This is a genomic window from Nonomuraea soli, from assembly GCF_013761175.1.
Classification (GTDB): Bacteria; Actinomycetota; Actinomycetes; order Streptosporangiales; family Streptosporangiaceae; genus Nonomuraea; species Nonomuraea soli.
The window spans coordinates 22,368-45,220 of sequence record NZ_JACDUR010000015.1; the positions used below are offsets into that span (position 1 = coordinate 22,368).

Consider the following 22,853-nt stretch of genomic DNA (forward strand, 5'->3'; position numbering starts at 1 on the left):
GCACAGATTCTCGGCAACACCGCTGGCGGTGTGATCGGGTTCTCCTGGCTGATGATCGCTCTGCCCCTGGTGGGCGCTGCGATCCTCCTCATCGGTGGTCGCCGCACCAACAAGTGGGGACATCTGCTCGGTGTCGCCATGTCACTCGGCGCCTTCGTGGTGGCCGTGCTCGCCCTCGTCCAGTTGCTGGGACTCGACCCCGAGCAGCGTCGGCAGGCCGTGCACCTGTACGAGTTCATTCCCGGCATGGTCGACATGGGCCTGCTGGTCGACCAGTTGTCGATCAGCTTCGCACTGCTGATCACGGGTGTCGGATCACTGATCCACATCTATTCGATCGGCTACATGTCGCACGACCCCGAGCGTCGGCGGTTCTTCGCCTACCTCAACCTGTTCGTCGCGGCGATGCTCCTGCTGGTGCTGGCCGACAACTACGTCGGGCTCTTCATTGGCTGGGAGGGCGTGGGTCTCGCGTCCTACCTGCTGATCGGGTTCTGGTACTTCAAGCCGTCGGCCGCGGTCGCGGCCAAGAAGGCCTTCATCGTCAACCGTGTCGGTGACTTCGGCCTCCTGGTCGGCATGTTCGTCATGTGGACCACGTTTGGCACGCTGTCCTTCGCCGGGCTGGGTGACGCGACGATCGAGCAGAACGGCACCGTCACCGCGATCGGCCTCCTGCTGCTCCTGGGTGCGTGCGGCAAGTCCGCCCAGCTCCCGCTGCAGTCCTGGTTGCTCGACGCGATGGAGGGCCCGACTCCGGTCTCGGCCCTCATCCACGCGGCGACCATGGTCACCGCCGGTGTCTACCTCGTGGTCCGCTCGGGTGCATTCTTCTTCCCGCTCGGCTCCACCGCGGCCCTGGTCGCCGGCATCGTCGGCACCGCCACGCTGCTCGCCGGTGCGATCATCGGTTGCGCCAAGGACGACATCAAGAAGGGCCTCGCCGGCTCGACCATGTCGCAGATCGGCTACATGATGCTGGGCGCGGCCTTCGGCCCGGTCGGCTACGCGTTCGCGATCGGCCACCTGATCACGCACGGCTTCTTCAAGGCCGACATGTTCCTCGGCGCCGGTTCGGTCATGCACGCCATGAACGACGAAGTCGACATGCGCAAGTACGGCGGCCTGTTCTCCAAGATGAAGGTCACCGCGATCACCTTCATCATCGGCTACCTCGCGATCATCGGTTTCCCGCTGCTGTCCGGTTACTTCACCAAGGACGGCATCATCGAGACCGCGATCGAGCACAACCCGGTCATGGGCTGGCTCGCGGTGGCCGGTGCCGGTCTGACCGGCTTCTACATGTCGCGCATGATCTTCATGACCTTCTTCGGCAAGGCGCGCTGGGACAAGGACGCCCACCCGCACGAGTCGCCGGCGGTCATGACGGTTCCGCTGATCATCCTGTCGATCGGTGCGATCGGGCTCGGCGCCTTCCTGGTGCTCGGCGGCCGCCTCTACCAGTGGCTGGCTCCGGCGGTCGGCGGCGCGCGCGACTTCGTGCCCGCCTTCCACCCGTTCAGCGTGCCCGGCCTGTCCACCCTGGCGCTGGTCGCCGTGGGTGTCGTCATCGCCTGGTTCAAGTACGGCAAGGCCGAGGTCCCCGTCACCGCCCCGCGCGGTTCGTTCCTCACCACCTTCGCCCGTCGTGACCTGTACGGCGACGCGCTCAACGAGTCGCTGTTCATGCGCCCCGGCCAGTGGCTGACCCGCCTCGCGGTGTTCTTCGACAACCGTGGCATCGACGGCCTGGTCAACGGCCTGGCCGCGACGATCGGCGGCTCCTCCGGCAGGCTCCGCAGGGTCCAGACCGGATTCGCGAGAACCTATGCGCTGTCCATCCTGTTCGGTGCCGCCCTCCTGACCGGCGCCCTGCTCCTCGTTGGGAACCTGTGATGACGTCACTCTGGCTACCACTGCTGATCGCGGTGCCTGTGGTGGGCGCCGTGGTCGTGGGTGTGGCGCCCAAGTCCGCGGCCAAGTGGCTCACCCTGGCGACCTCCCTGGTCGTGCTGGCCCTCACCCTGGTCATGGCCTTCCAGTTCAAGCCGGGTGGCGAGCGCTTCCAGTTCGTCTTCGAGGCTGACTGGATCCCCGCCTTTGGCGTGAAGTTCGGCCTCGGCGTCGACGGCATCGCGCTGGTCCTCATCGGGCTGACCGCGGTGCTCACCCCGATCGTGATCGCGGCCTCGTGGCACGACGCGGACGCGCCGCACGCCAAGTACTCCGTGAAGACGTACTTCGCCCTGATGCTGGCGCTGCTGGCGATGATGGTCGGTGTCTTCGCGGCCACCGACATCTTCCTGTTCTACGTCTTCTTCGAAGCCATGCTGATCCCGATGTACTTCATGATCGGGTCGTACGGCGGGGCGCAGCGGTCCTACGCGGCCATCAAGTTCCTGCTGTACTCCCTGTTCGGCGGCCTGCTCATGCTGGTCGCGGTCATCGGCCTCTACGTGGTCACCACGAGCTGGGTCGGCGGCGACGGGCAGCCGCTGTTTGCCAACGGCACCTTCATGTTCCCCGACATCATCGAGGCGCTGAAGACCCAGACGATCGACTCCGGCACCGCCAAGTGGCTGTTCGCGGGCTTCTTCATCGCCTTCGCGATCAAGGCGCCGCTGGTGCCGTTCCACACCTGGCTGCCCGACGCGGCCGCGCAGGCTCCGGCCGGTGCGGCGGTCCTGCTGGTCGGCGTGCTCGACAAGGTCGGCACCTACGGCATGCTTCGCTTCTGCCTCGAGCTGTTCCCCGAGGCGTCCAAGTGGGCCACGCCGCTGGTGATCGTGCTGTCGGTGGTGGGCATCATCTACGGCGCCATCGTGGCGATCGGCCAGACCGACATGAAGCGCCTGATCGCCTACACCTCGATCTCGCACTTCGGCTTCATCGCCATGGGCGTCTTCGCGATGTCGCAGACCGCACAGGAGGGCGCGACCCTCTACATGGTCAACCACGGCTTCGCGACCGGCATGCTCTTCCTGGCCGCGGGCTTCCTCATCGCCCGCCGCGGCTCGCCGTACATCGCCGACTACGGCGGCGTGCAGAAGGTGGCGCCGCTGCTGGCCGGTGCGTTCTTCATCGCCGGTCTGGCCGGACTGTCCCTGCCGGGACTGTCGTCCTTCGTCAGCGAGTTCATGGTCATGATCGGCACCTACTCCAGCACCGCGTTCGGCAGCGGCGCGCTGGCGGTGGCGGCGATCGTCTCCGCGCTCGCGGTCATCCTGGCCGCCGTCTACATCCTGTGGATGGTCCAGCGCACGCTGCACGGCCCCACCGCCGAGTCGGTGTCCGGCATGAAGGACCTGAGCAAGCGCGAACTGTGGGTCGTCGCCCCGCTGCTGGCGCTGATCATCGGCTTCGGCTTCTTCCCCAAGCCGCTGCTCGACATCATCCGGCCCGCGGTGACCGACACCCTGGTCAACGTCAAGGTCGACAATCCCGCTGTCGCTGAGAAGGGTGCGGGCGAGTGAATACGATTCCGGCACCTACCATCGAGTACGGCACGCTCGCGCCTCTGCTGCTGATCTTCGGCATGGCCGTGATCGGGGTACTCGTCGAGGCCTTCGCGCCTCGCTACCTTCGCAGGTCCATCCACCTGCCGCTCACGCTGGTCGGTCTGATCGGCGCCTTCGCTCTGGTCGTGTGGCAGGTAGCGAAGACCGGCGTTCCCACATCCGCCGTCGCCATGGGTGCGGTGGCGGTCGACGGCCCGGCGCTGTTCATCTGGGGCGTCATCATCGTCCTGGCGTTCGTCTCGGTGCTGCTGATCAACGACGAGGACCACTTCGTGGCCTCGGCGGCAGCCGTACCCGGTTCCTCCGACGAGGAGGAGGCCGAGCGCGAGGGCTTCGCCCACACCGAGATCTACCCGCTGGTGCTCTTCGCCGTCGGCGGCATGATGCTCTTCCCCGCCTCCAACGACCTGCTGGTCATGTTCGTGGCGCTCGAGGTCATGTCGCTGCCGCTGTACCTCATGTGCGGCCTGGCCCGCCGTCGCCGCCTGCTCTCGCAGGAGGCGTCGCTGAAGTACTTCCTGCTGGGCGCCTTCTCCTCGGCGTTCTTCCTGTACGGCACGGCGCTGATCTACGGCTACGCCGGCTCCGTCGAGCTCGCCAAGATCAGCACCGCTCTCGCCACGGGCGCGCTGCTCGACCCGCTCCTGCTCGTCGGTCTGGCGCTGCTCGGCGTCGGCCTGATGTTCAAGATCGGTGCGGCTCCGTTCCAGGCCTGGAAGCCCGACGTCTACCAGGGCGCGCCCACGCCCATCACGGCGCTCATGGCCTCCGGCGTCCTCGTCGCGGCCGTCGGCGCGGTGCTGCGGGTCTTCTGGGTCGCGCTGGGCAACATGGACTGGGACTGGCGCCCGGTCATGTGGGGCGTCGCGGCGCTCACCATGCTCGTCGGCGCGGTCCTGGCGATCACGCAGACCGAGATCAAGCGCATGCTGGCCTACTCCTCGATCGCTCACGCGGGCTTCCTGCTGATCGGCGTGATGGCCACCTACGACTCGGCTGACGGCAACTCCAAGTCGCTGTCGGCGATCCTGTTCTACCTGCTGGTCTACGGCTTCACCACGGTCGGCGCCTTCGCGGTGGTCACCATGGTGCGAGACGCCGGCGGCGAGGCAGGACACCTGTCGCGCTGGGCCGGCCTGGGCAAGCGTTCGCCGCTGCTGGCGGGCACGTTCGCCTTCTTCCTGCTGGCCTTCGCGGGCATCCCGCTGACCAGTGGGTTCTTCGGCAAGTACGCCGTGTTCGCCGCCGCCCTGGGCAGCGGTAACGAGACGGGCGACTCGCTGGGCGGCTGGATGGCCGGCATCGTGGTGGTGGGTGTGATCGCCTCGGCGATCGCCGCCTTCTTCTACGTGCGCGTCATCGTGCTGATGTTCTTCAGCGAGCCGGCGGCCGACGGGCCCACCGTGGTGGCGCCCTCGTTCAGCCTGCAGTTCGTAATCGGTGTGGCGATGGCAGTGACGGTTATCGCGGGTGTTTTCCCGCAGCCTATTCTGGACATCGCCAGAGATGCGGCCTCTGGCCTGTTCATCCGGTGAAGTAGGGGGATTTAGATGGCTGCGCCACCCGTGGTTGACCTTCCGATCGTCGACGAAAGGTTGGCGCAGGATCTGTCCACCGGGATGGCCTCGGTCGAGAAGCTCCTGCGGTCCTCTGTCGAGACCGAGGACGCCTTCGTCACCGAGGCCTCCAAGCACCTCATCGAAGCAGGCGGCAAGCGTTTCCGCACCCTCATGGTGCTGCTCGCCGCCCAGTTCGGAGACCCGTCGGCGCCGGGCGTCGTGCCCGGCGCCGTGGTCATCGAGCTCACCCACCTCGGCTCGCTCTACCACGACGACGTCATGGACGAGGCGACCGTACGGCGGGGCTCGGAGTCGGCCAACACGCGCTTCGGCAACACCGTCGCCATCCTGACCGGCGACTACCTGTTCGCCCAGGCCTCGGAGATCCTCGCCGACCTCGGGCCCGCGCTCATCCGCATCCAGGCGCAGACCTTCTCCCGCCTGGTCCAGGGTCAGATCCGCGAGACCATCGGCGTCCGGCCCGGTGAGGACGCGGTCTCCCACTACATCAACGTGCTCGCCGACAAGACCGGCTCCCTGATCGCCGCCTCAGGCCGCTTCGGCGCCCTGCTGGCCGGCGCTCCCTCCGACGTCGAGGAACGCATCAGCCGCGCCTGCGAGGCCATCGGCGTCGCCTGGCAGCTCGGCGACGACCTGCTCGACGTGGCCTCCTCGTCGTCGCAGTCGGGCAAGACACCCGGCACCGACCTGCGCGAGGGGATCCGCACCCTGCCGGTGCTGTACGTGCTGCGCTCCAGCGAGCCGTCGCGGCTGAAGGAGCTCCTGTCGGGGCCCGTGGCCGACGAGGACCTGGAGGAGGCTCTCACGCTGCTACGGGGCTCCACGGCGATGGCTGAGGCTCGGGCCGAGCTCCACGCGTGGGTGGACCGGGCGCGCAACGACCTTTCGGCCTTGCCGGACATTCCGGCTCGGGAGGCGTTCCTCGCGCTGTGCGACTACGTCGTGGAGCGCTCCGGCTGACGGTCGAGAACGCTGCGGCGGCGCAGCGGGGGCGCTCCTTCGCCTTCGGCTTCGGCTCCGGCTGACTGCGGCGCGACGGACACGGCTTCGGCGGCTGCCGGCCTCCCGGGGAGGCGCCGATCGAGGGCGGCTTCGAGCGGGCGGCCTAGGTAGCGCTCGCGGCCCGCAGCTCCGTGCCCGCAGCTCCGTGCCCGCAGCTCCGTGCCCGCAGCTCCGTGCCCGCAGCTCCGTGCCCGCAGCTCCGTGCTCGTAGGTCCGCGTCCGTAGGTCCGCGCTCGCAGCTCCGTGCCCGTAGATCCGCGTCCGCGGGTTCGTCTCCGCCGGTCCGAGGCCGCGGCTCCGTGCCCCGGGGCCCCTGCCCTCGGCGCAGGCCCTCGCCCCCCGGGCCCCTGCCCGAGCCCTTGCATGGAACTCCCGTGCTGACGAAGCCCTTGCACGGGAGCCTCGTGCTGACGAGCGCCTACACGGAGCTTCGTGCAGACGGGTCTTCGCGGCGTGTAGAGGCAGCACGTTAGCGGGGGCCGCTGCTGCCCCCGCTGTGGATGCGCTCGAAGCGCAGGCCGTTCGTGCGGCGGCCGCCATCTCGGCGGGTGAGCGTGAGTTGGTCGCGGCCCACGCGAGCCTCCACCTCCACCACCTCGTCCCGCAGGTGGCTGCGCGTCGTGAAGCGCAGCACCCCGTCCCTCACCGCATACCGAGCCACGTAGATCCCACGCCCGGGCGTCGCGGCCTCCGGCACCAGCCACTGGGCGATCGCCTCACCGTCGGCGGCTCCGGGTGCGGGCCGTACGAGGGCGTCGAGCACCATGCCGTCCCGGTAGAACCGGAACACCTGCACATCCCCCGCGTAGATCCCGGCGATCATCGTGACGCGACCAGGCCGGGCCCCTCCGCCAGAGCCTTGCGCGCCCGCCGTGCCGTACGCAGGCTGTCGTAACTGAAGATCGCCAACGCCAGCCACACGATAGAGAACCCGAGCCACCGGCTCACCGGCATCGTCTCCTGGGCGATCAGCACGCCCACCAGGAACTGCAGGACAGGTGCGATGTACTGCAGCAGTCCGATCGTGCTCAGCGGCACCCGGATCGCCGCCGAGGTGAAGCACAGGAGCGGCACCGCGGTGATCACGCCCGCTCCGGCGAGCAGGAGCGCGTGCCACGGGGTGCTGTGGCCGAAGGTCGCGGTGCCCTGCGTCTCGAGGTAGACGAGGTAGGCCAGCGCCGGGGCGAGCAGTACGAGCGTCTCGACGGTGAGGCTCTCGGCGGCGCCGACGTTGGCCTTCTTCTTGACCAGCCCGTAGACGCCGAAGCTCATCGCCAGGATGAGGGCGATCCACGGCGGCCTGCCGTACCCGACGGCGAGCACGACGACGGCGAGGGCGCCGAAACCGACGGCCACCCACTGCAGGCTGCGCAGCCGCTCCTTGAGCAGCAGGACCCCGAAGAGCACGCTGACGAGGGGATTGATGAAGTAGCCGAGTGCGCTTTCCACCACTTGGCCGCTGTTGACGGCGTAGATGTAGGTCAGCCAGTTGAGCGAGACGAGCACCGCCGCGAGCGCGAGCAGTCCCATCGTCTTCGGCTGCTTGACCAGCTCCCTGAACCACGACCAGTGCCGCCGGACGGCCAGGATGGCCACCACCGCCACCAGCGACCACGCCATGCGATGCGCGAGGATCTCGAGCGGCTCGGACGGCTTGAGCAGCGGCCAGTACAGGGGGAAGAGCCCCCACATGGCGTAGGCCGCGATTCCGAAGAGCACCCCACGGCGATAGTCAGGCATGAAAGACATTTTCGCTGGTTACCAGCTTAATGACAAATAAGTCTTGATATCCGGACAGTTAAGCGCTGCTTCAGCATCCGGTGACGTAAGCTGATGACATGGGCTGGCTTTTCGGCACGAACAAGACCTCCATGGTCTCCCCTTCCGACGCTCTTCCGGGGCGCTCAGACGAGATGCCCGTGCCCGCGCGGCACGCGGTGCTCGACGCCCCGCTGGCTCCGCCGTACCCCGAAGGCGTGGAGATCGCCGACTTCGGGCTGGGCTGCTTCTGGGGCGCCGAGCGCAAGTTCTGGCAGACGCCGGGCGTGGTGGCCACCGCGGTGGGCTATCAGGGGGGATACACCCCCAACCCGACGTACGAAGAGGTGTGCAGCGGGCGCACCGGGCACACCGAGGTGGTCAGGGTCGTGTTCGACCCGGCCAAGGTGTCGTACGAGGAACTGCTGCGCGTGTTCTGGGAGGCGCACGACCCCACGCAGGGGATGCGCCAGGGGAACGACGTGGGCACGCAGTACCGGTCGTCGATCTACTTCCACTCGCCCGAGCAGGAGAAGTCGGCGCTGGCTTCGCGTGACGCTTACGGCAAGGTGCTGGGCGCGGCGGGATACGGGGACATCACCACGGAGATCGCACCGGCGGGGCCGTTCTTCTTCGCGGAGGATTACCACCAGCAGTATCTGTACAAGAATCCGGGCGGCTACTGCGGGATCGGGGGAACCGGGGTCTCCTGTCCGGTGGGTTTGACGTCTGGGGAGGCTTGAATCGACGCGGTCTGATGGGGAAGGGCCTGCGTCTTCTAGACTCGAAGTATGAGCGTGATGCGCGAGGAGCTCCATCACCTAGTGGATCGACTGCCGGAAGAGAAGGTGGGTCCACTGCTCCGTCTTGTGCGTGAGCAGTTGGCGGAACCACTTATCGTTCGAGACTTGCCGTTCATCGGCACCTTGGAGGCGGAGCCCGACTTCGCGGAACGAGCTGAGGAGATCCTCCGCTCGGAGGACAATTCCTCTCCGTGATCGTTCTCGACTCGGGCCCGCTGATTGCCGCGATCAACAGTCGTGACCTGCACCATGTTGCATGCGTGCGACTTCTGCGGACACACCCGGGCCCTCTGCTGGTCCCGTCGACGGTCGTCACTGAGGTTTGTCAGCTCGTCGAAAGGCGCCAGGGTAGTAGTGCTGAGGCTGCTTTCCTGAAGTCGTTCGGCTCCGGTCTGGCGCTTGTGGATCTGGAGCATGCGGATCTCGCGCGGATGGGCCACCTTGTTGAGCAATATTCGAGTCTGCCTCTGGGGGCCGTGGATGCCTCCGTGATCGCGATTGCTGAGCGACTGAACGTCGGCGAGGTTGCCACGCTTGATCGTCGCCACTTCACCGTAGTGAGGCCTGCTCACACGAGCTCGCTGAGCTTGCTCCCTGAGAAGCTGTGAATTGCTGCTTGAGGCAAGCCACTACCACCAGCGGTGTCTGTACAAGGATCCCGGCGGCTACTGCGGGAGTGGGGGGACGGGGGTCTCCTGTCCGGTCGGTCTGACCTCTGGTGAGGCGTAGACCACGGGCGGGCCGTGTTCGCGGCCGGTGTGGGGATCGGTGGATCAGGCGCAGACCGTCTTCTTGGCCACCCAGTGCACCCGGCTGGACGCCTTCTTCCCGTCGATGAACGTGTCCAGCCGGTAGGTCACGCCCTCCACCCCGTCGCCTGCACCCAGCAGCACGCATTGGCCTTGCCTGAGCGTTGTCGTCACGCGCCACGGAAGCCGGACGTTCTTGGCGATCACCAGGCGGCGGAAGGTGCTCAGGCGCTCCAACTCCGCCTGGCTGTCTTTGGCGTAGAAAACTCTGACGGTCTGTGCTCGTTCACCTTCCGCTTGCGCGAGGCGGAAGGAGACGCGGCGGGAGTGGGAGGAGGGATGTGTACAGCAGGGCGGCTGTCACGGTGACCAGCGCATGAGCGGGCTTCGGGGTGTCGGCGAAGGAGTATCTCGTTCCTGGGTGTCGATCAGAGCCGGCTCAGCAGGCTCTCGGTGTACGACGCCAGGCGGGCAGCGTCGGTGGGGGCGAGGGTTGTGAGTGACAGGTCGAGCTTCTTGCCGCGGTCGATGGCGGTGAGGGGATCCGGCGGCGGGTGGTCGATCCACTCGACGATCGGTTTGGCCGAGGCCGTCACCGGGCGGGCGAAGAGCTTGCCCAGGAGCTTGAGTGAGGCTCGCACCACGGGGGACGGGTGGTTGTCGACGCCGCTGCGGGTGAAGCCGGGGTGGTAGAGCAGGTAGCGGGCCTTGCTCGACGAGCGGGTGGCGAAGTCGACGCCGAGCAGGTCGTTGGCGCGGCCCGCCTGGAGCTGGGCGCGGATCTGGCCGTAGCCGCGGGTGAGCTGGGGGTCGTCCCAGTGGATGCGGCCCGCCGTGGTGCCGACGCCCGCGACGTTGACGATCACGGGGTGCGGGGCGGCGTCGAGCAGGGGTGCGAGGCGGTGGCTGAGCAGGTAGCGGCTCAGGTAGTACAGGGCGAAGGTGTACTCCAGGCCGTCGGGCGTCTCGCGGCGGTGGGGGCTGGGGCGGTTGGCGAACAGGGCGAGGGCGTCGATGGCGTCGTAGTGTCTTGAGAGGTGGGTGACGACGCGTTCCACCTCGGCGATCGACGACAGGTCGGCCTGGATCGTGTGCAGGTTGGGGTGCGAAGGCAGGGTGCTGGGCGATGATCCGATCACCGTGACCGTGTCGCCGCGGTCGAGGCGCTCGAGGGCGGTGGCGCGGCCCATGCCGCTGGTGCCGCCGCTGATGACTACGTTCTTGGGCACGGCACCCATCGTGCGAGACGGCAGCTGAAGCGGGAAGAAGGCAGTTTCATGTCTGATACGAACACGCGTGTGCCCTCCGTGCTCGCTCACGAGTTGCCGCGGCCGGTGCCGATGGATGAGCTGGCGGCGTGTCCGGCGAGTGAGGTGTTCCGCCGGGTGGGCGACAAGTGGAGCATGCTGGTGGTGATCCTGCTGGGTGGGCGGGCGCATCGGTACAACGAGTTGCACCGGGCCATCGAGGGGATCAGCCAGCGGATGCTCACGCGCACGTTGAGGGGGCTGGAGGATGACGGGCTGGTGTGGCGGCACGTGCATCCGACGGTTCCGCCGGGGGTGGAGTACGGGCTGACGGAGCTGGGGGTGTCGCTGCTGGAGCCGTTGTCGGCGCTGGCCGATTGGGCGGTACGGCATGCGCCGGAAATGGCGGAAGCACGAGGGGCGGAGGCACCAGGGGCGGAGACGAGAGCAGCGGAGGCGCGAAGGGCGGAGGCGCGAAGGGCGGAGGGGTGACGGGCCTGGGGAGAGGGCTAGCGGGCGATCAAGGTGCCGGGGATCGGGACGTTGCGGGACTTGCCGCCCCTGAACCAGTGCACCTGCACCGCCGCCCCCGTCGCCGCTGCGAGCTCCGGCGACGAGTCGCCGTCCACGTCGATCAGCGCCACCGTGGCCCCGGCCACCGCCAGGCGCTGCGACTCCCGGAGCCCGCCGGCGGAGCCGCGCAGCACAACGACCTCGCTCTTCGTGGCGGCCACGAGGTCGGAGCGGCCGTCCTTGTCGATGTCGCCGGCGGCCAGGGCCCCGGCGGTGGCGGGCAGCAGCCCGGGCACGGTCACCTTGGTGATCCGGCTGCGGGAGATCCCGCCGGGCCCGCCGCGCATCACCACGAGCCTGCCGCCGCCGTAGGCGATGGCCACGTCGGCGTACTTGCCCCCGTAGAAGCGCCCGGCCCGTACGGACCACCCGAAGGCCTCGCGTGTGCACATCCCGGTCTTGGTCTTGTCGTCCGCTCCCTGCGCGCCGCCCGAGCAGTCGTGGATGTTCATCACGCGCCCGTCGACGTTCCCGCTGGTGACCATGGTGTCGCCGGCGAGGGTGACGCCCTTGGCCGAGCCCTTGAACAGGTGGACGGCGCCGCCGATGTCGAAGCCGGGGCGGCCGGAGGGGGCGGTGACGACGAGGTCGGGGTAGCCGTCGCCGGTCACGTCGCCGGCTGCGAGCGCGGCGCCGAACAGGCGGCTGTGCTGGCTGAACCCTGTCACGCCCGGGGTGTTCTCGCTGAGCCTGAGGGCGCGGGCGGCGGTGAGGCCGCGGCGGGAGCCGTACAGGACGATCGCGGCGCCGCCGTGCACGGCCGCACTGCCGAGGGTGGTCTCGGGTGCGCCGGCGGCGAGGTCGGTGAAGCCGTCGCGGTTGAAGTCGGAGGTGGTCAGCGCGTTGCCGAAGCCGTGGCCGGTGCCGAGTGCGGGCACGCCGCCCTGGCCGGGGGTGAAGTGGGCGGTGCGGGAGACGTAGGCGGGGCCGCGTGTGCCGTACCTGATGGTGACCTTGCCCGAGGCTCCGGTGGCCACGTCCGCGAGGCCGTCGCCGTCGAAGTCGCCGGTGGACAGCGCCGTGGCCGCCTGGGGGAGGGTGACGGGTCTGCCGCGCAGCGACTGGATGGTGAGGTTGCCGGTTCCGGCGACGACGAGGTCGGCTCCGCCGTCGCCGTTGACGTCGCCCCGGATGGGAGGCGCCGCGGCGGCGGTGGCGGGCTCGACGGTGACGGCGGGGAGCACCAGTGCCAGCGCCACGGCCAGGGCGCGAGAGGTCATGTCGGCACCCTAGCCGGAACATAGGGCAGATGTCCGATACCCGGAGAAAGCGGTCGCTTCTAGCGTCTTGACCTGTGAACACCACCACCGCGATCGCCGTCACCGGGCTGCACAAGAGCTTCGGCCGGGCACACGCACTCGACGGGTTGAACCTGACCGTCAACACAGGGGAGGTGCACGGCTTCCTCGGTCCGAACGGCGCGGGCAAGTCGACCACCATCCGCATCCTTCTCGGCCTCATGCGCCCGGACCGCGGCAGCGCCGTGCTGCTCGGCGGGGACCCGTGGAAGGACTCCACCCGCCTGCACCGGCGCCTGGCCTACGTGCCCGGCGACGTGAACCTCTGGCCCGCGCTGACGGGCGGGGAGGCGATCGACCTGCTCGGCACGCTGCGCGGCGGCCTCAACGAGGGGCGCAGGCGCGAGCTGGTCGAGAGATTCGAGCTGGACCCGCGGAAGAAGGCCAGGGCCTACTCCAAGGGCAACAGGCAGAAGGTGGCGCTCGTGGCGGCGTTCGCGTCGAACGCGGACCTGCTCATCCTGGACGAGCCGACCTCGGGGCTCGACCCGCTGATGGAGGCGACCTTCCAGCGGTGCGTGGCGGAGGAGAAGGCCCAGGGCCGCACGATCCTGCTGTCGAGCCACATCCTGAGCGAGGTCGAGGCGCTGTGCGACCGGGTGAGCATCATCCGGAACGGCCGCACGGTGGAGGCGGGCACGCTGGCCGAGCTCAGGCACCTGACGATGACCAGGATCGATGTCGAGCTCGCCGGCCCGGCACCCGATCTGCCGTGGGCCCACGACCTGGTGGCCGACGGCACGAGGCTGACCTTCCAGGTGGCGGGCGAGGACCTCGGCAAGGCCATGGAGCGCCTGGCACAGGCCGGGATCGTCGGCCTGACCAGCCGTCCGCCTTCGTTGGAAGACCTGTTCATGCGGCACTACGGGAGCGAGCGATGATGACCGGGACCTGGACCCTCGCCAAGTTGATCATCCGCAGGGAACGGCTGGTCGCCCTCTTGTGGATCCTCCTGCTGGCCGTCCTCGCCGCCGGGCAGTACGGACGCTATGCCGCGCAGATCCCCGACATCAGGGCCTTCGCCGCCGAGATGGCGGGCAACAGGGCGCTGACGGCCTTCGCGGGAGAGGTCCACTCGGCCACCGTGGCGGGCATGGCGGTGTGGAAGAACGCCGACGCGATCTACACCGTCCTCGGCCTCATCATGATCCTGACGATCGTCCGCCACACGCGCGGCGAGGAGGAAAGCGGCCGCGCCGAGCTGGTCGGGGCGGGGGTCGTCGGCCGGCTCGCACCGCTGGCCGCCGCGCTGGCCGTCACCGCGGCCTCGGCCGTGCTCGCCGGACTGATCACCGCCGTCGCGATGATCAAGGCGGGCGCCGACACCACCGGCTCGCTCGCCTTCGGCGCCGCCGTCACCGCCGCCGGCCTGGCCTTCCTCGGCATCGGCGCCGTGGCGGCGCAGCTCACCCGCAGCGCCCGCGCCGCGATCGGCTTGGCCGGGCTCGGGCTGGGACTCAGCTACCTGCTGCGATTCGCCGCCGACGGCAGCGGGGTGAGCGCGCTGAAGTGGCTGTCGCCGCAGGGCTGGTCGCACCTGGCCAGGCCGTACGGCGACAACGACTTCGCGGTGCTCGGGATCAGCGTCGCCTTCTGCGCGGCCGCGATCATGCTGGCCGTACGGCTCAACAGCCGGCGCGACCTGGGCGCCGGCCTGCTGCCCGAACGGCCGGGACCCGCGGGTTCCGTACGGCTGAGCAGCCCCCTGGCCCTCGCCTGGAGGCTGCACCGCGGACTGCTGGCCGGCTGGACCATCGGCTACACGGTCGCGGGACTGGTCTTCGGAGCCCTGGCCGCCTCGATCGGCGAGGTGTCGCGGCAGGGCGCCGCGATCGAGGAGTTCTTCCGCCGCTACACCGGCGGCCCCGAGGCCACCATGACCGACGCCTACCTGTGGCTGATCGTGCTGAGCCTCGGCTACGTCTCGGCGCTGTACCCGCTGCTGGCCGTCCTGCGGATGCGCAACGAGGAACTGTCGGGACGGGCGGAACTGCTGCTCGCCGGGCCGGTCGACCGGCTGCGCTGGGCGGCCGGTCACCTGGCGATCGCCCTGCTGGGCAGCGCGGCGATCCTGACGGCGGCAGGTCTGGCCATGGGGCTGGCCGTCGGGCAGCCGGGCAAGGTGCTGGCGGGCGCGCTGGTCCAGGTCCCCGCGACGTGGATCATGGCGGGGTTCGGGGTGGCCGCCTTCGGGCTGCTGCCCAAAGCGGCGGCGGCGATCAGCTGGGCGGGCTTCCTGTTCGTCAACCTCTTCGGCGAGGTGCTGGGGCCGATCCTGGGGATCGACTACTGGATCGCCAAGTTCTTCGTGCCCTATCCGAACCTGCCGATGGTCGTCTCGGGGGAGGCGTTCACGGTGGTGCCGCTGGTGATCATGCTCGCGGTGACGGCGGCGCTGGTCGCGGCGGGGCTGGGCGGGCTGCGACGGCGGGCGCTTGTCTGAGGGGCGGGGAGGGGCGCTCGTCCGGGGCGCGGGACGGGTGCTCGGTTACGGCGTCGGGGCGGCGGTGCTCATCTCGGGCGCCGCGTCGACGGGCTTGCGGAACCAAGCGAAGGAGGCGGGCATGACGAGCAGGATTACGACGGCCGAGGTCATCGCAAACGTGCCGTCGGTCAGTCCGCTGAGCTCCTCCCCTTCGAGAAGCCCCATCGTTTCCCCGACGCCGCCACCCACGACCTGCATCGCGAGCGCGGCCCCCAGATGCCACGGCCGGGGCGCGCGCCACCGCCCCGCCAGCCACCCCGCGACGATCCAGGGGACATGCGCGGCGACCAGGAGAAGCACGATGAGCGGGGCGGCCGCGCCGATGCCCGCGACGAGCTGACCGATGGTGAGCAGGCTGAAGGCCGCCTGGAGGAAGATCAGCAGCTGGGCCACGCGCACGGTTCTCGGCACAATCCGGAAGTATCGCATCACCCTTGGCGGACTGTCGGTGCCGTCTGGTTTCATCACCGCATGGGTGTGAGTGTCGATGAGTTCCTGGAGATCGTGGAAGGCCTGCCCGAGGTCAAGCTGAGCGACGGCGGCGAGTGGACCGCGATCAAGGTGCGCGGCAAGGGCTTCGGTTACCTGTGGGAGAAGACCCGCACGGTCGGTCTGAAGGCGACGATCGCCGAGCAGCTGGCGCTGGTGGCCGAGCGGCCCGAGGTGTTCGAGATCCAGTTCACCGCCGGCAGATTCGGCTGGGTCGTGGTCTACCTCGACCGCATCGACCGCGACGAGCTGGAGGAGCTGGTCGACGAGGCCTGGTGCCTGACGGCGCCCAAGCAGCTGCTCGACGCGCACGAGGCCCAACGCTGAACGGTCAAAACTGGATGCACGTTACAAGTGCGACATCCTAGGGTCGGCGGGGTGACTGCCGACTATTCAGAGGTCTTCCAGCGGTTCGGCATCGAGCCGCAGGATTCGATATATCCCTACTCTCCCGTCTTCCGCGGTGAGATCGAGGGCCGCCAGGTCGCCGTGAAGCGCACCCACTACGCCGAGTTCATGGGCCCCTGGGTGCGCGAGCTCCACAGCAAGGGCATCGCCGTGGTGACTCCGCTGGCCGGACCCCACAAGATCGGCGACTTCCACTGGGTCGCCTATCCGTGGATCGACGGACGGGCCTACGACGGATCGATCGACGACGTCGCCGCGGCGGGGGCGTTCCTGGGACGGCTGCACGCCCAGCCGGGCGGGTCGCTGCCCGCCTTCCCCTGGCCCGACCACGACGAGGAGTCGGTGCAGGACGACATCGACGGGCTCACCAAGGCCCTGAGCACCTACCGTCCCGACCTGCGCGAGCAGGTGCTCGACCGGCTGGCGCCGCTGCTGCGCGCCTTCATGTCCACCACCCTGCCCGCGATCCGCGACGCCGGGCTGCCCGCGGTCGACGCGACCGTCGACTACAAGGCGGTCAACCTCGTCTACACCGAAGCGGGGCCGGTGCTCATCGATCCCGACAACGGCGAGCACATCCCGCGCCTGCTCGACCTGGCGCTGGCGACGCTGCTGTTCCACAACGACCTCGCCGGAGAGCCTGCGGCGCTCTTCGACGAGCACCAGTGGGCGGCCTTCCGCGACGCCTACCTCGGGCACGTGGAGCTGACCGAGACCGAGCGGGCGCTGTGGCCGACCGCGCTGACCTACATGCTGCTGGAGTGGGGCGTCTGGTCGGTGTGCAACGACGACTGGGCCGACCCCCGGCATGCGGCGTTCTTCGCGGACCTGATTACCGTGGATACGGCCAGGTTCCCGCTCTGAAAGGACGTCCGTGCTGATCGAGCTGCGCGAGTGGCGCGAGGAGGACGCGCCCGTGGTGCTCAAGGCCTTCCAGGACCCCGGGATGAGCCGCCAGACCGCCATGCCGATCGTGACCATCCAGGACGCGGTCGGATGGGTGGCCGCGGTGAAGAGCGTCGAGCACTCCTTCGCGGTCACCCTCGACGGCGCGGTGGTGGGCAACGTCGCGGTCACCGACATCGACCGGCACCTCAACGGATGGGTGTCCTACTGGACCGTGCGCGAGGTCAGGGGGCGCGGGGTGGCGTCGGCCGCCGCCTCGCTGCTGGCCGAGTGGGCGTTCGAGGAGCGCGGGCTGTATCGGCTGGAGCTGGGCCATCGCACCAACAACCCGGCGTCGTGCCGGGTGGCGACCAGGGCGGGGTTCAGGGTCGAGGGCATCGAGCGGGGCAAGCTCCTCTACGACGGCGTGCGCTACGACGTCGAACGCCACGCCCGCCTCGCCGACGACTGACCGCGCTGGCGCCGCCAGGACCCGAAAGGCGCCGCAAAGATCCGAAGGCGATGCCCCAAGGACCCGAAGACGCCGCCAAGCCCCCAGAAGGCGGTGCCAAGAGGCGGTGCCAAGAGGCGGTGCCAGAAGGTGCCAAGGTGCCAGAAGGCGATGCCGAAAGGCGATGCCAGAAGGTGACGCTAGGGCCAGAAGATGACGCTCAGGCGCCGGTTGGTGCCGGTTCCGGCGGCGACCGCGTCGGTGAGCACTGCCGCGAGTCGCGCGTAACTCTCGGCGTCGGCCGCCGCCAGGGCGCTGGTCCCCGACCAGATGAGCATGTGGTCACCAGGCGGCAGCCACCCGAGGTCCGTCAGGCAGTCGTAGAGCGCGTCGAGGTTGCCCCCAAAGTAGTCGGGAAACGACAGCTCGCGCGCGATCTTGGCGATCACGTCGCCGGGACTGGCGCCCGCGATCTGGTAGCTGGCCAGGCTCATCTCGTCACATCCACCACGACGAAGCTCCGATAGTGGTCCGGGGTGTAGTAAAGCTCGGCGTTGCGTTCGCCGGTGACCAGCCGCCGGGCGCCGCGGTCGGAGCGTCCAGGGGTGGGCACCGTGTACTCGTGGTAGTACCCCCGCCGCTGCGCGGGCAGCAGGCGCTCGCGGTTCTCGAAGACGACGCCGTCGCGGGGGTAGGGAAAGGGTCCTCCTCGCTGGATGAGCTCCCAGGTGTGTGACGCCTGGGCGGGCAGCGAGGAGAGCGGTCGCGCGTCCGTCGCGGTCGCGCCGCATCCGCCCAGGAGCGCCAGTCCGCCCAGGAGCGCCAGCCTGCCCAAGGACAGCAGCCCGCGCAGGGACAGCAGCCCGCGCAGGAACGCCGAGGCGGCCAGCACCGGTGCGAGCAGTCCCCGGATGTTCACCCTGTGTGCCTGCCCAGCAAAAGACTGGACGAATCTTGTCTGGTTGTCAGACAATCGATGCCATGTGGAAAGTGGTAGCCGCAGCCGTCCTGTGGGGTACGGCGGGCACGGCCGGATTGCTGATCACCGCGGACCCGATCTCGGTGGCCGCCGCGCGCCTGGTCATCGGCGGTGTGGTGCTCGCGGTGCTGGCCAGGGGGACACGCGTCGAGCTGAGGCCGGGCCTGCTCCTGGCGGCGCTGGCCGTGGCCGCCTACCAGCTGTGCTTCTTCGCCGCGGTGAGCCGTACCGGCGTGGCCGTCGGCACGGTGGTGGCCATCGGCAGCGGCCCGGTCTTCACGGGCCTGCTCAGCTGGCTGCTCCACGGGCAGAGGCCGTCGCGCAGATGGGCCGCGGCCACGGCGGCGGCGATCGCGGGCTGCGCGGCGCTCCTGCTCGGCGCCGGCGGCGACGGCGGCGACGGCGGCGCCGTCGGCGGCGCCGGGGGCGGCGGGGGCGACCACGCTGTCGGCCTCAACGCCGCGGCGGCCGAGGACCTCGCCGGCATCGGGCTGGCCCTGCTGGGCGGTCTGATCTACGCCTTCTACGCGGTGATGGCCGCCCGTCACATCGGGGCGGGGGCCGACTCCAACGCCGTGATGGGCGTGATGTTCGGCGGCGCCGCGGTGGTCATGCTGCCGGTGCTGCTGTGGACGGGCCCCGGCTGGATAGTGGAGCCCAGGAGCCTGCTCGGCGCGCTCTACCTGGGGCTGGGCACCACGGCGCTGGCCTATTTCCTGTACGGCAAGGGCCTGCGCACCACGCCGGTGGCCACGGCGGCGACGCTGGCGCTGGCCGAGCCCGGGGTGGCCGCCCTGCTCGGCCTGCTGGTGCTGCACGAGAGCCTGACCGCGTTGTCCGTGGCCGGACTGCTGCTCCTGGGCGCTAGCCTCGTGGCGGTAGCCGTACCGGAGCGGAAAAGCGGAGAGGAACCTCGTGCTGAAGCCGGTGTCAGCGGTCAACGCGCTGGTTGACGCGTTGCGGCAGCGGGTGCTGTCGGGGGAGATCGAGCCCGGCACGCCGCTGCCCGAGCAGGAGATCGCGGCGATGTACGGCGTGGCCAGGCCGACGGTGCGTGAGGCGATCGCGGCGCTGGTGCACGAGGGCCTGCTGCGCAGGGAGCGTAACCGCAGCGCCTATGTCCCCGACGTCACGCTGGCGGACCTCGACGATCTGATGCTGGTGCGCAGGCCGCTGGAAGACCTGATGGCGCGCCGGCTCGGGGGCCGCAGGGTCGAGGCGGCGCAGGCGGCGCTGGAGCGGATGGCGCTGAAGGCCGACGCGCCCTGGTCGGAGCTGGTGGCCGAGCACATGGCGTTGCACGAGGCGCTGATCGAGGCGGTCGGCAGCCCGCGCCTGGTCAGGCTGTACAACACGCTGGCGGCAGAGACCCGGCTGGGGCTGGTGCGCCTGCGCGACACCTACGCCGACCGGGAGCAACTGGTGTCCGAGCACCGGGCACTCCTGGACGCCATCGCCGAGGGTGACGGCAGAGCGGCGGTCGCGGAGCATCTGAGCCATTCCTGGGGGGAGGCGTAGGGCTCTTGCGGGATGTGCATAGTTGTCGCGAGAATCGCGGCCATGCACGGCAATGCGATGCCGGACTCCTACGTGTACGTCACGGAAGAGGGCGTCACGCGACACTACGCCGACGGAAGCGTCGAAGCCCTAGCGTGGGAGGACGTGGTCGAGGTCCGGGTGCGCGCCGAGCCGGAGGCCGACGTTTTCTACATCCTCCTGGACCGCGATGGGGAGGGTTGTGTGGTGCCGCGAAGCGCCACTGATGCCACCTTTCTTGCCCGCTTGAGGTATTTGCCAGATTTCGATCTCGACCGCTTGCATCTGGCTTCCGAGTCGGCCATGGATGGCGTTGTCGTGGTCTGGCGCAGCCCCGATCCGCCGAGCGCACTTCCTGACCTGGAATATGACTAAAAGTCGCCCCCCTTTCTGATCTCGCACGCGGCTGGTACAAAGTTGCAATAGCTGGCGTATGGGTGGGGTGCGGCAAAACATGACATTACGCAGCGAGGTGCTCGACGCTCGGATCGACCCGCTCACGATGGACGAGGTCATCCGCCGGTGCGTCGACGCCATCGCATTACGCAGGCCGCTGACGATCGGTGTCGTCAACGCGGCGAAGCTGGTGAACATGAGGGCCGACGCGCTGTTACGCGAGTCGGTCGAGACCTGCGAGCTGGTGCTGGCCGACGGCCAGGCCGTGGTCTGGGCCTCGCGGGTGCTCGGCGCCAAGCTGCCCGAACGGGTGGCGGGCGTCGATCTCTTCATGGAACTGCTGGCCGAGGGGGACCGGCGCGGATACCGCGCGTTCTTCCTGGGCGCCACGCAGGAAGTCCTGGACCGGATGACGGCCGAGATCGGCCACAGGTTCCCCGGCCTGGTCATCGCCGGAGCGCGCAACGGCTACTTCGACGACGCGCAGAGCGGGCAGGTGGCGCAGGAGATCCGCGACAGCGGCGCCGACCTGCTCTTCCTCGGGATGACCTCGCCGAAGAAGGAGATCTTCGTCAGGGAGTGGGGCGGGCACACGGGGGCGATGGTCGTCCACGGGGTGGGCGGCTCGTTCGACATCCTGTCGGGGCAGACGAAGCGGGCGCCGCTGAGCTGGCAACGGCTGGGCCTCGAGTGGTTCTACCGGCTGATCCAGGAGCCGGTACGGCTCGGCCCGCGCTACCTGAAGACCAACGCGCGCTTCATCCTGATGATCGCGCAGCAGCGAATGGGGAGGACCAAGTGACGCGGATCGCCATGCTCGGTGATCAGGCCGGATTCGTCACCGAGATGGTGGACATGTCCGTGCGGGGGCTGACTCCGGGCTACGTGAAGGGCGACCGCGAGTTCGTCTTCACCCGGCGGGGAAAGCAGCAGGCCGACGGCTCGTGGGTCGCCGAGCCCGAGGGGCGCAGCGTCAGGTACAGCGCGATCGTGGCGCTTGGCCTGGCCACCGTGCCGGAGGCGCGCCAGCGTGCGGCCCTGGCCGGAGACAGCCTGGCCGAGCTGGTCGACGCGCTGGTCGACCGCCTGCCGTCGGTGACGAACCTGGGCGACGTGGGGCTGATCTGCTGGGCGGCGGCCGAGACCGGCAGCGACCGGGTGGCGGAGGCGCTGGCCAGGCTCGCCGAGGTGGACGTGGCGGGCGCCGTCTACACGGTGGAGGCGTCGTGGGTGCTGGCCGCGCTCGCCGCCGCCAAGGTCACCGACGACCGCTACAAGGCGGCCAGGTCCAGGATCGTCGACAACATCGGCGCGGGCGGCCTCTACCCTCACGTCATCGGCCAGGACGCGAGCCAGCCCTGGTATCGCGGCCACGTCGGCTGCTTCGCCGACCAGGTCTACCCGATCCAGGCCCTGGCCAGGGCGGGAGACGCCGAGGCGGTCAAGACGGCCGAGCTGGTCGCCGACCGCATCTGCCAGGCTCAGGGCCCCGAGGGCCAGTGGTGGTGGCACTACGACTCCCGCGACGGCTCGGTGGTCGAGGGCTACCCCGTCTACAGCGTGCACCAGCTGTCGATGGGCCCGATGGCGCTGCTCGACCTGATGGAGGCGGGCGGCAGGAACCGGATCGAGGAGATCGAGCTGGGCCTGCGCTGGATGCACGAGCGCCCCGAGACCCAGGAGAAGCTGGTCTTCGACGACCTCACCTGGCGCAAGGCGGCCAGGCAGGACCCGAAGAAGCTGGTCAGAGGTGTCAGGGCCGCGGCGACCAGGCTGAAGAAGGGCACCCGCGTGGCCGTGCTCGACCGGGTCTACCCGCCGGTGGCGGTGGACAGGGAGTGCAGGCCGTACGAGCTGGGCTGGCTCCTCTACGCCTGGGGATTCCGGCTCGACTCGTCGCGCAGCCAGGTGGAGTAGTCGCCCGCGGCGATCATCTTGCGGCCCGCGCGCCGGGCGAGCACCGCGACGGTCATGAACCACACCACCTGGAGCGGGCGCAGCACGGCGATGCGGGCCAGGTCGCCCAGCCCGGTGCGGGCCGAGGAACTCGACGACTGTTCGTACTCCGCGACGCTGGTGACGGCGCGGATGCGGCGGCGCAGCAGGTCCTCGACGGTGCGCGGGGTCTGGATCTCGACCCTGGCCCCTCGCACGACGGTCCGCTCGGAGGCGGAGAACGCCATCGAGGCCGCCAGGTCGTCGGCCATGACCTGGGGAAGCTCCATGATGCGCTTGTTGCCCTCCTCGGAGACGGCGATGACGCCGCGTCCGAAGAGCTGGGAGGCGACCTCGGGCAGCCGCGACCAGACGGAGTAGTACCAGCGCACGCCCAGCGGCCGGTCGGCGAGCGCGAGATCACGTTCGGGGGCGGAGGCCAGAACTCCTCCGGCGCCGAGCGCGTCACACAACTTGCGGACGTCGTCGGCGCCGATCACCACATCGGCGTCGACGTACAGCCGGGGAAAACCGACAGCGGCCTGGTCGCCCAGGCGTAAGGCCTCGCGTTTGGACGGGACGGGCGTCTCGATCACGCGGGCGCCGTGCGAGGCGGCGACGGCGGCCGTCGAGTCGGTGCATCCGTTGGCCACGACAACGATGTCGAACTCGGAGGGCTGAAGTGCGGACAGCAACCGGCCGACCACTGCGGCCTCGTTGTGCGCGGGAATCACGATGCTCACCACAACAGAGCAACGAAG

Annotated in this window: 26 protein-coding genes and 1 pseudogene; 19 read left to right on the top strand and 8 right to left on the bottom strand. The window is 69.4% G+C overall.

Annotated features, from left to right (window positions below):
* Positions 1 to 51: 51 nt before the first annotated feature.
* Genes nuoL through HNR30_RS46210 form a run of 4 tightly spaced genes read left to right on the top strand, consistent with a single transcriptional unit; the run spans position 52 to position 6,058 of the window.
* Positions 52 to 1,896 carry an NADH-quinone oxidoreductase subunit L gene (gene nuoL, locus HNR30_RS46195; protein ID WP_181616656.1) on the top strand — a complete coding sequence of 615 codons (1,845 nt, stop codon included), beginning with the start codon at positions 52 to 54 and terminating at the stop codon, positions 1,894 to 1,896.
* Positions 1,896 to 3,473: an NADH-quinone oxidoreductase subunit M gene (locus HNR30_RS46200; protein ID WP_181616607.1), complete on the top strand. Its 1,578-nt coding sequence runs from the start codon at positions 1,896 to 1,898 to the stop codon at positions 3,471 to 3,473. Before nuoL ends, HNR30_RS46200 begins: the two co-directional genes overlap by 1 nt.
* The gene (gene nuoN / locus HNR30_RS46205; RefSeq protein ID WP_181616608.1) at positions 3,470 to 5,053 is read left to right on the top strand and encodes an NADH-quinone oxidoreductase subunit NuoN; all 1,584 of its coding nucleotides are present in this window, start codon (positions 3,470 to 3,472) and stop codon (positions 5,051 to 5,053) included. Before HNR30_RS46200 ends, nuoN begins: the two co-directional genes overlap by 4 nt.
* A 15-nt stretch (positions 5,054 to 5,068) precedes the next feature.
* Positions 5,069 to 6,058 carry a polyprenyl synthetase family protein gene (locus HNR30_RS46210; protein WP_181616609.1) on the top strand — a complete coding sequence of 330 codons (990 nt, stop codon included), beginning with the start codon at positions 5,069 to 5,071 and terminating at the stop codon, positions 6,056 to 6,058.
* Positions 6,059 to 6,569: 511 nt separating this feature from the next.
* On the opposite strand, the gene HNR30_RS46215 is transcribed toward HNR30_RS46210, so the two are convergent.
* Both HNR30_RS46215 and rarD read right to left on the bottom strand, forming a co-directional pair.
* A complete protein-coding gene (locus HNR30_RS46215) occupies positions 6,570 to 6,923 on the bottom strand; it encodes a hypothetical protein (RefSeq protein WP_181616610.1) in 354 nt (117 codons plus the stop codon).
* On the bottom strand, positions 6,920 to 7,840 hold the full coding sequence (rarD, locus tag HNR30_RS46220) for an EamA family transporter RarD (RefSeq protein ID WP_181616611.1): 921 nt from the start codon (positions 7,838 to 7,840) through the stop codon (positions 6,920 to 6,922). Before rarD ends, HNR30_RS46215 begins: the two co-directional genes overlap by 4 nt.
* 98 nt (positions 7,841 to 7,938) lie before the next feature.
* Between rarD and msrA the strand changes: the two genes are divergently transcribed.
* The 4 genes and pseudogenes from msrA to HNR30_RS50830 form a co-directional block, all read left to right on the top strand.
* Positions 7,939 to 8,601, top strand: coding sequence for a peptide-methionine (S)-S-oxide reductase MsrA (gene msrA / locus HNR30_RS46225; RefSeq protein WP_181616612.1), 663 nt, complete (start codon positions 7,939 to 7,941; stop codon positions 8,599 to 8,601).
* Between the two features lie 48 nt (positions 8,602 to 8,649).
* Complete coding sequence (locus tag HNR30_RS46230; protein ID WP_181616613.1) at positions 8,650 to 8,856, top strand: hypothetical protein; 207 nt, start codon at positions 8,650 to 8,652, stop codon at positions 8,854 to 8,856.
* Positions 8,853 to 9,269, top strand: a complete 417-nt coding sequence (locus HNR30_RS46235) for a type II toxin-antitoxin system VapC family toxin (protein WP_181616614.1) — start codon at positions 8,853 to 8,855, stop codon at positions 9,267 to 9,269. The genes HNR30_RS46230 and HNR30_RS46235 overlap by 4 nt, the downstream gene beginning before the upstream one ends.
* A gap of 13 nt (positions 9,270 to 9,282) precedes the next feature.
* Positions 9,283 to 9,390, top strand: a pseudogene (locus HNR30_RS50830) (peptide-methionine (S)-S-oxide reductase MsrA); the annotation flags it as partial.
* 448 nt (positions 9,391 to 9,838) lie between these two features.
* Here the strand turns inward: HNR30_RS50830 and HNR30_RS46240 are convergent.
* Complete coding sequence (locus HNR30_RS46240) at positions 9,839 to 10,639, bottom strand: SDR family NAD(P)-dependent oxidoreductase (protein ID WP_312895076.1); 801 nt, start codon at positions 10,637 to 10,639, stop codon at positions 9,839 to 9,841.
* A gap of 48 nt (positions 10,640 to 10,687) precedes the next feature.
* Here HNR30_RS46240 and HNR30_RS46245 point away from each other — a divergent pair, with 48 nt between their 5' ends.
* The gene (locus tag HNR30_RS46245; protein WP_220134770.1) at positions 10,688 to 11,149 is read left to right on the top strand and encodes a winged helix-turn-helix transcriptional regulator; all 462 of its coding nucleotides are present in this window, start codon (positions 10,688 to 10,690) and stop codon (positions 11,147 to 11,149) included.
* Positions 11,150 to 11,166: 17 nt separating this feature from the next.
* On the opposite strand, the gene HNR30_RS46250 is transcribed toward HNR30_RS46245, so the two are convergent.
* A complete protein-coding gene (locus HNR30_RS46250) occupies positions 11,167 to 12,450 on the bottom strand; it encodes an FG-GAP-like repeat-containing protein (RefSeq protein ID WP_181616616.1) in 1,284 nt (427 codons plus the stop codon).
* Positions 12,451 to 12,524: 74 nt separating this feature from the next.
* Here HNR30_RS46250 and HNR30_RS46255 point away from each other — a divergent pair, with 74 nt between their 5' ends.
* Together HNR30_RS46255 and HNR30_RS46260 are read left to right on the top strand one after the other, a co-directional pair.
* A complete protein-coding gene (locus HNR30_RS46255; protein ID WP_181616617.1) occupies positions 12,525 to 13,409 on the top strand; it encodes an ABC transporter ATP-binding protein in 885 nt (294 codons plus the stop codon).
* Complete coding sequence (locus HNR30_RS46260) at positions 13,406 to 14,971, top strand: ABC transporter permease (RefSeq protein WP_181616618.1); 1,566 nt, start codon at positions 13,406 to 13,408, stop codon at positions 14,969 to 14,971. Before HNR30_RS46255 ends, HNR30_RS46260 begins: the two co-directional genes overlap by 4 nt.
* 45 nt (positions 14,972 to 15,016) lie before the next feature.
* On the opposite strand, the gene HNR30_RS46265 is transcribed toward HNR30_RS46260, so the two are convergent.
* Positions 15,017 to 15,406 (bottom strand): hypothetical protein, encoded by a 390-nt coding sequence (locus tag HNR30_RS46265; protein WP_181616619.1) that lies wholly within the window; start codon positions 15,404 to 15,406, stop codon positions 15,017 to 15,019.
* A 78-nt stretch (positions 15,407 to 15,484) separates the two neighbouring features.
* Here HNR30_RS46265 and HNR30_RS46270 point away from each other — a divergent pair, with 78 nt between their 5' ends.
* The 3 genes from HNR30_RS46270 to HNR30_RS46280 are packed head-to-tail and all read left to right on the top strand — an operon-like array spanning position 15,485 to position 17,267.
* Positions 15,485 to 15,829 (top strand): MmcQ/YjbR family DNA-binding protein, encoded by a 345-nt coding sequence (locus tag HNR30_RS46270; RefSeq protein WP_181616620.1) that lies wholly within the window; start codon positions 15,485 to 15,487, stop codon positions 15,827 to 15,829.
* Between the two features lie 51 nt (positions 15,830 to 15,880).
* Positions 15,881 to 16,774, top strand: a complete 894-nt coding sequence (locus tag HNR30_RS46275) for a phosphotransferase (RefSeq protein WP_181616621.1) — start codon at positions 15,881 to 15,883, stop codon at positions 16,772 to 16,774.
* Positions 16,775 to 16,784: 10 nt separating this feature from the next.
* Positions 16,785 to 17,267 carry a GNAT family N-acetyltransferase gene (locus HNR30_RS46280; protein WP_181616622.1) on the top strand — a complete coding sequence of 161 codons (483 nt, stop codon included), beginning with the start codon at positions 16,785 to 16,787 and terminating at the stop codon, positions 17,265 to 17,267.
* Between the two features lie 179 nt (positions 17,268 to 17,446).
* Here the strand turns inward: HNR30_RS46280 and HNR30_RS46285 are convergent, their stop codons facing one another.
* Positions 17,447 to 17,740, bottom strand: coding sequence for a barstar family protein (locus HNR30_RS46285; protein WP_181616623.1), 294 nt, complete (start codon positions 17,738 to 17,740; stop codon positions 17,447 to 17,449).
* A complete protein-coding gene (locus tag HNR30_RS46290) occupies positions 17,737 to 18,165 on the bottom strand; it encodes a guanyl-specific ribonuclease (RefSeq protein ID WP_312895077.1) in 429 nt (142 codons plus the stop codon). The genes HNR30_RS46285 and HNR30_RS46290 overlap by 4 nt, the downstream gene beginning before the upstream one ends.
* 62 nt (positions 18,166 to 18,227) lie before the next feature.
* On the opposite strand from HNR30_RS46290, the gene HNR30_RS46295 reads away from it, so the two are divergent.
* From HNR30_RS46295 to HNR30_RS46315, 5 genes are all read left to right on the top strand, one after another.
* The gene (locus HNR30_RS46295; protein WP_181616624.1) at positions 18,228 to 19,178 is read left to right on the top strand and encodes an EamA family transporter; all 951 of its coding nucleotides are present in this window, start codon (positions 18,228 to 18,230) and stop codon (positions 19,176 to 19,178) included.
* Entirely contained in the window at positions 19,141 to 19,743 is a 603-nt protein-coding gene (locus tag HNR30_RS46300; protein WP_181616625.1) for a GntR family transcriptional regulator, read from the top strand. The genes HNR30_RS46295 and HNR30_RS46300 overlap by 38 nt, the downstream gene beginning before the upstream one ends.
* Before the next feature lie 42 nt (positions 19,744 to 19,785).
* Positions 19,786 to 20,136, top strand: coding sequence for a hypothetical protein (locus HNR30_RS46305; RefSeq protein ID WP_181616626.1), 351 nt, complete (start codon positions 19,786 to 19,788; stop codon positions 20,134 to 20,136).
* A 79-nt stretch (positions 20,137 to 20,215) separates the two neighbouring features.
* Positions 20,216 to 20,959, top strand: coding sequence for a WecB/TagA/CpsF family glycosyltransferase (locus HNR30_RS46310; protein ID WP_181616627.1), 744 nt, complete (start codon positions 20,216 to 20,218; stop codon positions 20,957 to 20,959).
* A complete protein-coding gene (locus tag HNR30_RS46315; RefSeq protein WP_181616628.1) occupies positions 20,956 to 22,074 on the top strand; it encodes a hypothetical protein in 1,119 nt (372 codons plus the stop codon). Before HNR30_RS46310 ends, HNR30_RS46315 begins: the two co-directional genes overlap by 4 nt.
* On the opposite strand, the gene HNR30_RS46320 is transcribed toward HNR30_RS46315, so the two are convergent.
* Positions 22,026 to 22,835, bottom strand: coding sequence for a glycosyltransferase (locus tag HNR30_RS46320; RefSeq protein WP_220134771.1), 810 nt, complete (start codon positions 22,833 to 22,835; stop codon positions 22,026 to 22,028). The genes HNR30_RS46315 and HNR30_RS46320 overlap by 49 nt on opposite strands.
* Positions 22,836 to 22,853: the final 18 nt, after the last annotated feature.

Bases quoted from the DNA above. Each gene is read 5' to 3' on its own strand.
- nuoL (WP_181616656.1), top strand. From the start codon at position 52: ATGATCGCTCTGCCCCTGGTGGGCGCTGCGATCCTCCTCATCGGTGGT.
- HNR30_RS46200 (WP_181616607.1), top strand. From the start codon at position 1,896: ATGACGTCACTCTGGCTACCACTGCTGATCGCGGTGCCTGTGGTGGGC.
- HNR30_RS46210 (WP_181616609.1), top strand. From the start codon at position 5,069: ATGGCTGCGCCACCCGTGGTTGACCTTCCGATCGTCGACGAAAGGTTG.
- HNR30_RS46215 (WP_181616610.1), bottom strand. From the start codon at position 6,923: ATGATCGCCGGGATCTACGCGGGGGATGTGCAGGTGTTCCGGTTCTAC.
- rarD (WP_181616611.1), bottom strand. From the start codon at position 7,840: ATGCCTGACTATCGCCGTGGGGTGCTCTTCGGAATCGCGGCCTACGCC.
- msrA (WP_181616612.1), top strand. From the start codon at position 7,939: ATGGGCTGGCTTTTCGGCACGAACAAGACCTCCATGGTCTCCCCTTCC.
- HNR30_RS46230 (WP_181616613.1), top strand. From the start codon at position 8,650: ATGAGCGTGATGCGCGAGGAGCTCCATCACCTAGTGGATCGACTGCCG.
- HNR30_RS46245 (WP_220134770.1), top strand. From the start codon at position 10,688: ATGTCTGATACGAACACGCGTGTGCCCTCCGTGCTCGCTCACGAGTTG.
- HNR30_RS46250 (WP_181616616.1), bottom strand. From the start codon at position 12,450: ATGACCTCTCGCGCCCTGGCCGTGGCGCTGGCACTGGTGCTCCCCGCC.
- HNR30_RS46260 (WP_181616618.1), top strand. From the start codon at position 13,406: ATGATGACCGGGACCTGGACCCTCGCCAAGTTGATCATCCGCAGGGAA.
- HNR30_RS46270 (WP_181616620.1), top strand. From the start codon at position 15,485: ATGGGTGTGAGTGTCGATGAGTTCCTGGAGATCGTGGAAGGCCTGCCC.
- HNR30_RS46285 (WP_181616623.1), bottom strand. From the start codon at position 17,740: ATGAGCCTGGCCAGCTACCAGATCGCGGGCGCCAGTCCCGGCGACGTG.
- HNR30_RS46295 (WP_181616624.1), top strand. From the start codon at position 18,228: ATGTGGAAAGTGGTAGCCGCAGCCGTCCTGTGGGGTACGGCGGGCACG.
- HNR30_RS46305 (WP_181616626.1), top strand. From the start codon at position 19,786: ATGCACGGCAATGCGATGCCGGACTCCTACGTGTACGTCACGGAAGAG.
- HNR30_RS46310 (WP_181616627.1), top strand. From the start codon at position 20,216: ATGACATTACGCAGCGAGGTGCTCGACGCTCGGATCGACCCGCTCACG.